The organism is Paenibacillus sp. F411, from assembly GCF_017582705.1.
Classification (GTDB): domain Bacteria; phylum Bacillota; class Bacilli; order Paenibacillales; family Paenibacillaceae; genus Paenibacillus_AQ; species Paenibacillus_AQ algicola.
The window spans coordinates 19,020-31,660 of record NZ_JAGFIP010000028.1 but is presented as its reverse complement, the minus strand read 5'-3'; the positions used below and the strand labels follow the sequence as shown (position 1 = coordinate 31,660).

The following is a 12,641-nucleotide window of genomic DNA, read 5'->3' as shown; positions in this document are numbered from 1 at the left end:
AGCACGGCGAGCAGGCTGACCACCAGCTCGCGACTGCGGTCCAGGCATACCCCGATCCGGTCTCCGCGCCGGACCCCCTGCGCGATGAGCCTCCGGGCAAGGCGGTTGGCCTGTCCGTTCAGCTCTCCATAGCTCAGGCTGCCACCCCTGAACCTTACGGCAGTCTGCCCCGGTGTTGCTGCAGCCTGCTGCTCTATGCGGAGCAGCATATCCTCAGGCTCGCCCTCGCCGCTCGCAGGGTTCCACTCCTCCAGCTGCCGGCGGCGCTCTTCCTCACTGAGCAGCTCCAGACGGGACACTGCCTGCTCCGGGTCCTGCACAGCGCTCTCCACTACCTTCAGAAGCAGCGCCGAGAAAGAATGGGCCGTCTCCCGCCGCAAGCGGGCGGTGTCGTACTCCATACAACCCAGCAGCTCTTCCCCTGCCTGTCCCATCACGATCGACAAATCGAACTGCGGATGACTGGGTGCCACATCCATCAGCTCCAGCTCCAGCCCGCCAAGCGTAAGCCTCGCTCCTGGAATTCCTACGGCAGCGGCAGCCAGCTCCTCCTGTCCCAGCACCGGAGCATGCAGTGTAAACATCACATTGAACAGCGGATTTCCCTGGGTCCGCCGGGTGTGCAGCCGCTCGACAATGTGCGAGAACGGATACTCCTGATGCTTCAGCGCCCCTGTAACGGTCTCATGCACCCGAAGCAGGAGACTTCGGAATGACTCCTGTGGCACAAATGAATTTCGGAGCACGACCGGATTGACAAAATAACCAACCGTTTCGCGATCCTGATGCTGCAGCCGTCCCGAGGTGGGACTGCCAATCGCTGCCTCCTCCTGGGATAATCCCCGGTGAAGCATCGTGAACATGGCCGCGAGCAGGCAGGTATAGAGCGTCACTCCGTTATCCTTCGCCAGCTGCCGCAGCCTGGTCGTTAACTCAGCCGGAAGCGCAAAAAAGATTTTCTCTCCCTTGCCGTTCTTCGCCGGCTCCGATGCTTCTGGCGGCGAATGCTCCAGCAGCATCGGCTCCAGTCCCGCCAGACGATCATGCCAGTACGCATTCAGCAGCTCGCCTTTATCTTGCAGCCGCTGCTGCTGCCGCAGCCAGTAGCTGCCGTAAGAGTTCCCGGCTTCTCCTAATGCGACTGGTGCACCAGTGCTCATAGCGGCGTACAGCTGTCCCAGCTCTTTTGCAATCATCGCAAACGACCAGAAATCGCTGATCAGGTGATGAAAGGTGAAGGTTAACAGGGTTTCTCCCGGCTCGCCAAGGAGCAGCCCTATACGAAATAAAGGCTCCTGGTCCAGAAGGAATGGCTTCGCGGCTTGACCCGTGACCCACTCCAGACGCTGCTTCTCACTCCAGCCGCGGGTATCGTGCCGTGACAGTGGAAGCTCTATCTGCTCCCTTATTTTCAGCAACGGATCGCCGTTACTTTCCACAATGACAGCCCGGAGGAGAGAATGGCGCTGCTGTATCACCTTCATCGCTTGGAAGAAAGCTTCCTCCTCAAACTGCCCTGGCAGGCGAAAGGTTCGGGTAATGAAATACATGCGGCTGCCGGGTTGCAGCTTTTGCAGAAACCATAAGGCGCGCTGTCCCGCAGATAGCGGAAACTCTGTAAGATGCCCTCCTTCTTCAGTGCGCTTCTCCAGCGATGGACTTCCGCCAGCCGCCTCCTGCCGGATCAACGCCGCCAGCTTCTTCACTGTCGGCCCTTCCAGCAGTCGGTCCAGCTCCAGCTCCAGCTGAAATGCGTCTTCAATGCGAGCTTTGAGCTCCAGAACATGGATGGAGTCCAGCCCGAGCGCCGGAAGCGGAAGCTCCAGCGGAGGAGCCGTCCCTTTGAGCAATTGGGTGATCTGCTCCACTAAAAAACCCGTGACCTCGTCCTCTTTTCCATTACTGCTCCAGCGTAGCCCAGCCTCCTCAGCTTGGTCCCAGCTGGCATTCGTATCGGGTCCGGCCGCAGCTTGAGGCTTTAGATAAGCCGCCGCAATATCCAGGCTCTGATTCAGATAAGCTTGCTTGCACAGGCTGCGCTGAATTTTACCGCTGGAGGTTTTATGGATGGATGCCGGCTTGACCAGCACGATATCATAGACCTGCAGCTCGAAGCCGGTCGAGACCGCTTGCCGGATCGCCATAAATACCTCGTCGGGGTCACTTCTGCGCTGAGCCCGCTCCAGCTCGCATACGACAACCAGCCTTTCTTCTCCCTCTATCTCTACCGGGAACGCGGCTGCATTGCCAGAGCTTACCGCCGGATGACTGTCAGCTATAGCATATTCAATATCCTGAGGGTAATAATTGCGGCCCCTTATAATAATCAGATCCTTCATACGGCCTGTAATATAGAGCTCTCCGGCATCTACAAAGCCCAGATCGCCTGTACGAAGGAACGGGCCTTCCCCCGTGTCTGAAAGGTACGCATTAAAGGTTGCTGCCGTCTGCTCCTCCCGCCTCCAATATCCCTGGGCCACGCTCTGCCCGGATACCCAGATCTCACCGATCTTTCCCGGGGCTTGTCTGGCCGCAGACTCCGGGTGGACAATGACTACAGATGGGTCTTTACTTAAGACCGTTCCGGAGCTGATCAAGCTGCGCTGACCGGCAGATAAGGGCGTTGCCGTCTCTATGACGCCTTCTTCGAGCGCATTGCGTTCCACCTGCTTCTTCACCGGCCCTTTGCCGCGCGCTGCTCCGGACACGAACAGTGTGGACTCTGCCAGGCCGTAGCACGGATAGAAGGAGGAATAGGCAAAGCCGCTCATTTGAAATCCATCTGCAAAACGCCGCAGCGTTTCCTCCTGAATCGGCTCTGACCCTGTGAAGGCACAGACCCAGCGGCTTAAATCAAGCTGCTCCCGGGCTTGTGGAGCAATCTTTTTGAGGCAATGCTCAAAGGCAAAGTTGGAGCCCCCGCTAACCGTAGCTTGACGGTCAGATATAGCCTGCAGCCAGTGTAAGGGACGCTGGATAAAATGAGCAGGTGTCATCAGGGTTACCGGAAAGCCGGTATACAGCGGCTGCAAAATGCCGCCAATCAGGCCCATATCATGATAGGGTGGAAGCCAGATCACACTTCGGTCGTCTTCATTTAACTGGAAGGCTTCTTGAATCAGTTGAAGGTTGTGCAAAATGTTGAGGTGGCTCAGCATAACACCCTTCGGTGCTGCAGTAGAGCCGGACGTGTACTGGAGAAAAGCAAGCTGCGGCTTATTCTTTAATACGAGCTGAGGAGATTCTGCTCCGTTCTCACCTGCCCAGTCCTCTGTCACCGACCATGTCAGGCGCTGAAGGACAGGATGTTCTGGCAGCTTGGTTTGAAGACGGGATAAGGTAGGGGTGTCGGTCAGCGCAAAGCTGGCATCACAATCATCAATAATCGAGGTTACACGAAGGAGGTGGGCATTCAGACGCGGCGGATACGCAGGTACAGCGACAACGCCTGCATACATACAGCCAAAAAAAGCAGCAATATAATCCAGTCCCGGCGGATACAGCAGAAGTGCACGCTGACCTTCGGCACCGTGAAGAGCAAACCAGCCTGCCAGTGCACGGGCGCGGGCATCCAGCTCGCTGTACGTCATTACCGTATCCTCACCATGCTCGGTCATCATGCGGTAAGCCTCCCGGCTTCCCTGATGGACCGCGCGCCAGGACAACAGGTCTGTTAACGTGTTCATCTCTTTCATCGTATGAAGCATATTCATTCTCCTCCCGCCTGAGAAAAGAAAAAGCATCCTGCTCTCTTCTCAGCGTAATCCCTCTCATGAAGGGTTCACTCTCTTGAACATACCTGATTATTCATCGCTCAGCAGCAGGCAGTGGTGTCATTGGGAATTCGAATTAAATCATACATTATGTACAAATAAATGACCTGTCATGTAAATATGGAAAAATAAGCTTCTTTTCTGAATGATAATACACATTTTCCCTTATTTCAACTACTTATTAGCCAATATTACAAAACATGTAATATATTTTTTCATTGTAAACGCTCAGTAAAGTGTTTTTTGGTAAACCTGACAAGTGAATTTATAGCGCGAAGGACCTTGAAATAAACCTAACTATATAAAAAAAACACAAACAATAATCCGCCCCCTCAAGGGAGCGGATTACCGTCAACTCAAGCATTTACCGCTTTTTATAGCAGGCATGGTTACTAGATTGCAGAATTTCAAATCTTGCAGCTTACCGGGTAAAGGTCAATGCACTCAGCATCCGGTGCAGGATCGCGGAGCTTTGCGCTCTGGTAGCTGTCCCCTTTGGAGCGAACTGATTGCCACCCACGCCGTTAATCATGTCCATGTAAGCCAGAAGTGAAACCGACTCTGTCGCCCAGCTTCCAATGTCAGCGCGATCGCTAAAGATCATTGCAGTGCTGGAATCACGGATCGAGTCATACCCGGCAAATTCCATCGCCCGGTGGATCATCACGGCCATTTCCTGCCGGGTAATGCTCTGGTTCGGCTGAAACGTACCATCCCGGTATCCGTTAACTAGTCCATTAGCCGCCGCAGCCTTCACCGCATCATGATACCAGTGCTTTGTGCTGACATCACGGAACGCAATCCCGGGGTCTGATGACGCTGAGGACAAGCCCAGTGTTCGGGTCAGCAGAGCGGCGAATTCCGCTCGGGTGACCGGCTGATCCGGACGGAATTCCTGTTCAGTCACACCCAGTACAATCCGTCTGGCAGCCATACCCTCGATCTCTTCCTGCGCCCAATGACGCTTGATATCGGTAAAGGTTACGTCGTTCTCCAGGATCAAATACGTACTGTTGCTTCTGCTGAACAATATAATTCCGCGCTCCTGAACCTGATAAGGAACCGGTGTGTAGCTCAGCTTTCCATTGGGATTCCGTTCGGCTCGAACGACCGCCGTTTTCCGATCATCCAGCTGCTGATCCGTTACGATCGTGCGGGAAACATAGTGCGGGAACGAGATCATCTCAACGGAAGCTCCGTCCTGCTGCACAATATACACCTTAAAGTTCACCGCAGCCGTGACCTTCCAGCCTTCAGCCTTTGCAAGATCCCCTGTGGCAGAATCCTTCGAGATGAGCACCGTCAGCTTCCCTGAGGACGGGAGCTGCTGCAGCAAAGCTGCAGTCAGCGGCAGGAGGTAGCTGCCGTCCTTGCCTTCTACAGCCAGTTCTTTGGCCTTTCCCCCTTCCACAGCCAGACGCAGGGCAGCTGCATCGACAGACACCTGAATGCCGCTTGTCTTCGCGTCAGCATCCAACTTAAAGGCAATCCGCCGATTGACGGCACGCTGAACCGCTTCCTCTACCGCCTTGCTGTCCGCCTGCGCCTGCGCAATGCTCAGTCCGTTCAGCAAGGCGGTCTTCGCCGGCAGGATCATGCTGTTGCCTGGCGGAACGAGAACCGGATTCCCCTGCGGAGGAGCCGGAGTTACAGGAGCCGGAGCTCCCCCTTCGAATTCACCTGATGCCGGCGGCTCTGAAGGTCCCGGGTCTGCCCCGCCTTCACCCGGAGCCGCAGGGCCTTCAGATGCAGCTGCGCCTGTCTTGAGCAGCGGCCGAAGCTGAAGATGTGGATGATCTGAGGCATATAGCTCCATAGGAACCCCCTGGCCTTTTGTATCTGCAACCAGGAGTACAGCCTCGCCGCCGTCTCTGCTGCTCAGATACTGCTTTAACGCTTCGGTAGAAATCGAATAGGAATCCACGTTGTATGGCAGGTTGTACGTTTGATCCTTGAAGCCCTTCATTGTGAATGCTCCGAGATACACACCTTCTCCTGCTGCTGCAGCTGATGGATGTCCGCTCGTTGCTGCATTCATTCCAAACACCTGAAGCGTTATTTCCTCGCTCCCAGGGTTGAGATCTGTCAGCCTGCCGCTAAACTGCAGGGAGGCTTCATCAAGTGCTGTCACCTCCGCCAGGTCAAAGGTAAACATCGCCGCATACGGCTCACCTTGTGCAGACCAGGCATCCCCGGTAGCATAGTGCACAGCACGGTATACCGGATTGCCTGAGGTATTAGACAGCTTCAGCCCGTCCGGAGATACCACATGCCCTTGGCCCCTGCGAATTTCAATGCCACCGGCACTCTTCTCAATGCGGTTGCCGATCAATTGAATATCGCGCGGATCACCGCTGCCCACCTGGGCGGCATTAGAATCACCATTATCGTAGTCCAGCAGGATTGGAATATCTCCTGCTTCAAAATTCGAAATGGTGTTGCCGGAAGCGATGGTTCGCGGCGCGTTCAGCAGCCGCAGCCCGATCACGGACTGCTGATACGGTCCTCTGACGAATGCCGAAGGATCGATTTCAATGACATTGTTCTCAATGATCGTATCCGGCGATCCCAGCACGACCGTAATGCCTTCTGCATTATTTTTGAGCAAATTGCTGTGGATGTAGTTGTATGGACCGGCTTCGCTATGGTTGCTCGGATAACCGCCGCCAGTATTGCCCAGCGCAATGCCCGCACCGCGGCGGGTCCCAATAATGGTGTTATCCTTTACCTCGTTCAGATACTCATCCTCACCGTGCAAATCAATGGCGTCATAAGTGTTGTTAGTCAAGGTATTGTTCTGAACCAGATTATTGTGGGTGTATGCCTGCACAATGATGCCGTGACGCATCGCGTTGGTGCCGTCAAATACGTTGTTCTCGATCAGGTTATACTGAGAGTCCTCCTCCTCACCGAAGCGGTCCAGCTTGAACTCCCCTTGAAGCGATATTCCGTAGCCTGCACCGCCGCCGCCGATATCCGTTGCATTACGGAAAATGGAATTGCGGACGACCAGGTGCTGTCCCTTGGCCATACGTACCCCGGTTTTTTCAAATTTCTCGATGAGGACGTTGTCTACAACAATATTATAAGGCGCCTTAGCTGAGCTGCCGCTGGACGATTTATCAATGTAGATCCCATGCTTGTAGCCCCCTCGCAGCGGGTGGTTAATGGCCGGGTCTGTTGGATATTCCTGATCCCATGTGGACGTGATCGTCAGGCTGGAGATCACAATGCTGTTCTGGTTCATCGCGGACAAGACCCGGCTGCTGGCATTGGATAAGCCGGTATTCGTCAACTCCGGACCGAGACGGTTATCGAAATCAGACAATAGAATCGCGCCCTCCCGGCTTTCTCCGGTAAGGTTCACCCCCGTCTTCAGCACAATTTGTGTATCAGAGGCATAGGCACTCAGCAGCTTATACGTTCCGTTCGGCAAAAACACCTCGTCACCCGGCTGTGCGTCATCAATAGCACGCTGTATCGCTGGGCGGTCGTCCGTTATGCCATCGCCCTTGGCCCCATAAGGAGCCGCCGTCACATCGATCTTCCGACCGGTAAAGGCATTAGGAGCAGGCAGCGGATGCGGTGTTCCGTCCACATTGTACAGCCCTGCCTTGGTCGGACGCACTTCTCTGCTCACAGTCTGCGGCGGCAGTGCCGGCAAGATTGGATCGTTATCCACCCCGCTGTCACTCGGGGAGTACATATGGACAACCGTGTAGCCGTTATACTCGGTGGAGCTGTTCCCCTGACCTACAAGTCGAATGTATCGGGCATCTGTATCTGGAACGTCAAAGTTCTCCATATCCAGCTGCGTTCCGCGGCTCTCCCCGCTATAGATCGTATCCCAGGATACACCATCCATGGAGCTCTGAATGTCGAAGAAGTAGGATCTCTCATCTCCTTTATAAAAAGCAATCCCCACATCCCCAACCGTCGCAACGCTCCCCAGATCATATTGAATCCATGCCCCGGCTCCGTTCGCGCCCCATCGGGTATTCGGATTGTCATCAAGCGTATTGGCTGCTTTGTTGCCCCAGTTCAAGTCCCCGTTATAAACCTTGTCGTAATGACTCGCGGTAACCTGGGTTTCTGTAAAGGTGTAGCGCTTTTGCGGCATGGCTGAAGCTTCATTGGAGTCCAGACTGCTGCTTTTATTGTCACTGACCGCCTGCACAGTATAAAAATAGGTTTGCCCGTTCTGAAGTCCCCCGTCCACGTATTCCGTGGCTGTCCAGTTTGGCTCAATAACGGTATAGGAGCCGCCGGCAGAGCTTGCCCGCTTGACTGTATAGTGGGCGGCATCCGGGACCGGCTGCCACTGCAGCTTGATTTCGGAGTGACCCGGTATAGCCGTCAGGCCTTGCGGAGCCTCTGGCGGATAAGCCGTAACTGCATGGTATTCCGGCGAAGGTGTACTTTCACCACTCTGGTTAAACGCAGTAACTGTGTAATAATAATCCTGCTGTACGGTCAAGCCCTGATCCAGGTAACTGGTGACGACTCCATACACAGCATCCAGCACCGTATAAGGTCCGCCGGGCGTCGAGCTGCGCTTGACGCTATAGCCCACCGCACCTGGAACCTCACTCCAGGATATCCCCACCTCGGTATCCCGAATTGAAGCGTACAGCGGACCCGGTGCTGGCGGGGCTTCTGTAGATGCCTGCGGCGAAGCTTGTACAGCTGTTGATAGACTGCTGTCCACATTCGTTCCATCCATAGCTTTTGCCACAGAGCTGACAGCGTAATAATAGGTATTGCCATTCAGCGCTGTCCGGTCCTGATAGCTGCCGGAAGCTACTGTAGCTATGGTTGTAAATGGACCGCCCGGTGCTTCTCCCCGCTTGACATGATACTGCTCAGCACCAACAGCGCCAGACCACTTCAGGCTCACCTGGTTGTCGACATCCGATATCACGGTCACTCCGGTTGGCATACCTGGAAACGTCTTTAGAACATGAACATGATCTGCGTACATTTGCATATTTGCATTTCCAAAAAAGCCTACGCTGGATCCTGTTGGAACACCCGTTGAATCTGTAACCAGCGCTGTGACGGTTGGGCCCCCCTCGATCGAGCCGGTCAACACCGTGTTCCCCGGTGTTCCGGTAACCTGAAAGGTCATCCGGTAGTATTGACCGGCCACAAAACCAGGAATTGGGGCAGACTGCGACAACTCCGTACTCGTGCCGCCGACTCGCTTCAACAACACCAGGCTATACTGGGATGCTGACATTTTTCGGATAGCTAGCGCATACATGCTGTTATTATCTGTCACCCGGGTTCCTAAGCCGAAGTAAGAAGGGCTGTTCGGCATAATATCCGGTGTGCTTGGGTGCAGCTTTACATCCGCCGAGAGAAGCACATCACTCGCAGAATACTCAATAAGCCATGCCGTTGATGTACCGTTTCCATTGAAGTACATTGCAACATTACTGCCATCATCGGAGGCCATGCTCCAGATGCCGGCGCTGGCATTGGATCTCCAGTTGTTCAGCGTTCTCGCCGTATTGTTGCTGGAGTTAATAGGCTGTCCCGTCGTAGGCGGGTTCGCCGTATGGTTGCCGATCGCGATGCTTGAATCCAGATTCTGAAAATCATCAAAACGCTCATGATCGCTATAATACGCGGCCGCCGAAGCCAAGCCCGGCGGTGGAAGCAGCGATGCCAATAAGGCGATGCACAGCATCAAGGCAGCACTTTTTTTCAGGAGAACAACATTCATAGACACAACCCCTTTTCGCTCATTTTGTTAGCGCTTACAATTATGATCTGATCATATCCAAGAGCGCCGCCGGAATCTTGTGTTTACCTCATGTGCGGTAGTGTTTTTCAAGGGGCAGTCGGTTCATGCGCGTATTAGCCAAACGAACTCGATAATCCGAACTCGATTCAGCCGCTGACCGCCACGTTCTTCCAAAGACATGCCGATGTGAAGGAAAACAACAAGTTCAAGGCCATTCCATACAGATCAATGGACAAGTCGATCTAGTGTTCTCTTGATCAAAGAAGCGGGACAGAGCATCTGTCCCTCCTGGTCCCCATATTCCTCCGCCTAACCGGAGTCTGCCTAATCAGCAGCAGGAAGTGCCTCCGAAATACGGTATAATGACGCTATTCCTACTCTAACTTAAAGGTGGACTGCACATCATGGTGACTATACTGCTATTCATTCTCGCCGGTATTGCCGAAATCGGCGGGGGGTACCTCATTTGGCTGTGGCTAAGAGAAGGTAAGCCTTGGTATTGGGGTGGTGTCGGAGGCGTTGCTCTAGCGCTGTACGGTGTCATTGCCACTCTACAGCAATTCCCCTCTTTCGGACGAGTTTATGCCGCATATGGGGGAGTGTTCATCGTTCTCTCCGTACTTTGGGGATGGGGGGTTGACAAAAAAACACCCGACCTCTATGACTGGGTCGGGGCAGGCATCTGTATCATCGGTGTCTCGGTGATGCTCCTGGCCCCTCGCTCATAAGGGCGCACGGGGTCAGTCAGCACGGTGCAATGGGGGAGCTTGATGACTGTGGACCGGCAAGTACAATATGCTCTTTCGCCTGCTCAAGTATTGTAATGTCCCGCACAATCATGAATCTTGTTGAATAGTCATCACAGTGGAGAAGAGATTTGTTCATTGCGGTTACCGCCTCGTCCACGGTCATCCATTGAACCCCCATCCCCAGCTCCTGTTCACTTTCCGTTAACGCAGCCGGGATCGCCGACGAGTGCTCCACTACTTTAGCAATAAAACCGTAAGACCGTTGCATAAAGTCATTTTTACCCTTGTGCTCTTCAATACATCCTAACGCCTGGATGACTTCCGCGTCATATCCTGTCTCCTCTTGAATTTCCCGAATAAATGCATCTTCTATGTCCTCTTCCGCATTCACTCCCCCGCCCGGTAATTTATAGCGATCCACTTGTGACATATACATCATAGCTACCTTCTGTTCGTGATTCAGCAGTACACCTCTGGATGCAAGGCGGGAGACGTTGTCCAGTATTTTGGGTGCTGTGCCAAGGATATCTAAATCCGTTATTCTTGTGATCCGTTCCATATGATTATCCCTTCTACTGGCTTGTCGGCTTTTCGATGATTGCTATCTGTTTGAGTGCGCTCACCGCCTCTTTGGCTGGTATTACGTTTCGACAGGGGCGAAGCGTTCTCCTTCTCTTTCTTTTTTCTAAACCATCGCTTTATGGAGCAAAAATATTACGCCGCACCGAGCTCACTTTTTCGTACTCGTTTGGTGCGGGGGCGGGCCGCGGCCGCATCGAGTTCGCTTTTTCGCACTCGTTTGGCGCGGGGGCGGGCTGCGGCCGCACCGAGCTCACTTTTTCGCACTCGTTTGGTGCGGAGGCGAGCTGCGGCCGCATCGAGTTCGCTTTTTCGCATTCGTTTGGCGCGGGGGCGGGCTGTGGCCGCATCGAGTTCGCTTTTTCGCACTCGTTTGGTGCGGAGGCGGGCTGCGGTTGCATCGAGTTCGCTTTTTCGCATTCGTTTGGCGCGGAGGCGGGCTGCGGTTGCATCGAGTTCGCTTTTTCGCACTCGTTTGGCGCGGAGGCGGGCCGCGGCCGCATCGAGTTCGCTTTTTCGCACTCGTTTGGTGCGGAGGCGGGCTGCGGCTGCACCAAAAAAACACCCCTTCATTCAGAAAGCGAGTGCCTCAAAGCACTCACGATCTTGTTGAAAAGGTGTTCTTATATGCTCTAGCGAGCTGAATTAATGATGGCCTGCTGCTAAACGCAGTCGATACACTTCTCTGGTTTCCACTAGCTCTTCTGCGTGTTGGCGATAGTGCCCATAATGGTCCGAATGAATGTGAGCGTTCAACGCTGCTTCATTCGCCCATCTTTCGTAGAATACAAATACACTTGGATCATCCGTAGACTGATGCAGATCATACTGGATGCAGCCCTCTTCTTCACGGGAAGGCTGTAGTACAGCTAGCAAGGCCTGCTCCAGCTCTTTTTCATGCCCTGCTTTTGCCTTCAATACGGCAGTAATGACGATAGGCTCCACCGTTTGTTCCTCCTATCCCAACAGCTTGACAACTTCACGCGCAGCCGATTCCGTGGATTGTGGGTTCTGCCCGGTTACGAGCCGCCCATCCACGACCACATGATCCGCCCAATTGTCCTTCACGATGACGTTGGCACCCAGCTCACGAAGACGGGTTTCCAGCAGGAACGGCATGTAACGGTCCAATGTGGTCTCACGCTCTTCCTCGTCTGTGAATGCAGCTATCGTTTTTCCGTCGACGAGGGGTTTTCCATTGGATAGGGTTACGCCCACCAATCCTGCCGGGCCATGACATACAGCCGCCACGACTTTATCTGCCTCGTATAGCTCACGGATCATGGCATGCAGGGTGGTATTGTCAGGAAGATCGAACATCGTTCCATGACCGCCAGGCATAAAAATCCCATCGAATTTCGAAATATCTCCCACTTCCTCGAGCTTTAGGGTGTCCTCCAGAAGCTTGGCCGTTTCAAGAATTTCTGGCGCGACGCCGTCTGCGAGACTGCGATCATCGACAGGTGCTTTTCCGCCTTTAGGACTTGCGACAGTGACATCGTATCCTTGCTTTTTAAACTCCACATAGGCTTCGCCAAATTCAGATAACCACAAGCCTGTTTTATGTCCTTCTTTCATCTCGTCTGCTGTCGTAACCACCATTAATATATGCTTAGTCATGTTGTATTCCTCCAATGTAGGTCATATTTCATACCGATATATTTTCCTTCCAGGGAACCTTCTATTCCTGCAGCGTCACCGACATCCAGCCCGTTCCCGGTACTCCATGTTATAACCACCTCGGCCAAACTTGAAGCGAACCCTACCGTAATCTTTTCCTTAGCCACGAAC

7 protein-coding genes are annotated in these 12,641 nt (G+C 53.8%); 2 read left to right on the top strand and 5 right to left on the bottom strand.

The window, feature by feature from the left end; translation table 11 throughout:
* Both JJQ72_RS19655 and JJQ72_RS19650 read right to left on the bottom strand, forming a co-directional pair.
* A partial coding sequence (locus JJQ72_RS19655; RefSeq protein WP_208204725.1) for a condensation domain-containing protein occupies nt 1-3,707 on the bottom strand: 3,707 nt, incomplete at its 3' end.
* Between the two features lie 487 nt (nt 3,708-4,194).
* On the bottom strand, nt 4,195-9,501 hold the full coding sequence (locus tag JJQ72_RS19650; protein ID WP_208204724.1) for an S-layer homology domain-containing protein: 5,307 nt from the start codon (nt 9,499-9,501) through the stop codon (nt 4,195-4,197).
* 425 nt (nt 9,502-9,926) lie between these two features.
* Between JJQ72_RS19650 and JJQ72_RS19645 the strand changes: the two genes are divergently transcribed.
* Nucleotides 9,927-10,250 (top strand): YnfA family protein, encoded by a 324-nt coding sequence (locus tag JJQ72_RS19645; protein ID WP_138227062.1) that lies wholly within the window; start codon nt 9,927-9,929, stop codon nt 10,248-10,250.
* A gap of 16 nt (nt 10,251-10,266) precedes the next feature.
* Here the strand turns inward: JJQ72_RS19645 and JJQ72_RS19640 are convergent, their stop codons facing one another.
* Nucleotides 10,267-10,830 carry an NUDIX hydrolase gene (locus JJQ72_RS19640; protein ID WP_138227063.1) on the bottom strand — a complete coding sequence of 188 codons (564 nt, stop codon included), beginning with the start codon at nt 10,828-10,830 and terminating at the stop codon, nt 10,267-10,269.
* Between the two features lie 35 nt (nt 10,831-10,865).
* Here JJQ72_RS19640 and JJQ72_RS19635 point away from each other — a divergent pair, with 35 nt between their 5' ends.
* Nucleotides 10,866-11,486, top strand: coding sequence for a hypothetical protein (locus JJQ72_RS19635; protein WP_208204723.1), 621 nt, complete (start codon nt 10,866-10,868; stop codon nt 11,484-11,486).
* Nucleotides 11,487-11,495: 9 nt separating this feature from the next.
* Here JJQ72_RS19635 and JJQ72_RS19630 read toward each other — a convergent pair whose 3' ends face one another.
* Nucleotides 11,496-11,795, bottom strand: coding sequence for a putative quinol monooxygenase (locus JJQ72_RS19630; protein WP_208204722.1), 300 nt, complete (start codon nt 11,793-11,795; stop codon nt 11,496-11,498).
* Nucleotides 11,796-11,807: 12 nt separating this feature from the next.
* Nucleotides 11,808-12,470: a type 1 glutamine amidotransferase domain-containing protein gene (locus JJQ72_RS19625; protein ID WP_138227066.1), complete on the bottom strand. Its 663-nt coding sequence runs from the start codon at nt 12,468-12,470 to the stop codon at nt 11,808-11,810.
* Nucleotides 12,471-12,641 lie beyond the last annotated feature (171 nt).

Bases quoted from the DNA above. Each gene is read 5' to 3' on its own strand.
- JJQ72_RS19650 (WP_208204724.1), bottom strand. From the start codon at position 9,501: ATGAATGTTGTTCTCCTGAAAAAAAGTGCTGCCTTGATGCTGTGCATC.
- JJQ72_RS19645 (WP_138227062.1), top strand. From the start codon at position 9,927: ATGGTGACTATACTGCTATTCATTCTCGCCGGTATTGCCGAAATCGGC.
- JJQ72_RS19640 (WP_138227063.1), bottom strand. From the start codon at position 10,830: ATGGAACGGATCACAAGAATAACGGATTTAGATATCCTTGGCACAGCA.
- JJQ72_RS19635 (WP_208204723.1), top strand. From the start codon at position 10,866: ATGATTGCTATCTGTTTGAGTGCGCTCACCGCCTCTTTGGCTGGTATT.
- JJQ72_RS19625 (WP_138227066.1), bottom strand. From the start codon at position 12,470: ATGACTAAGCATATATTAATGGTGGTTACGACAGCAGACGAGATGAAA.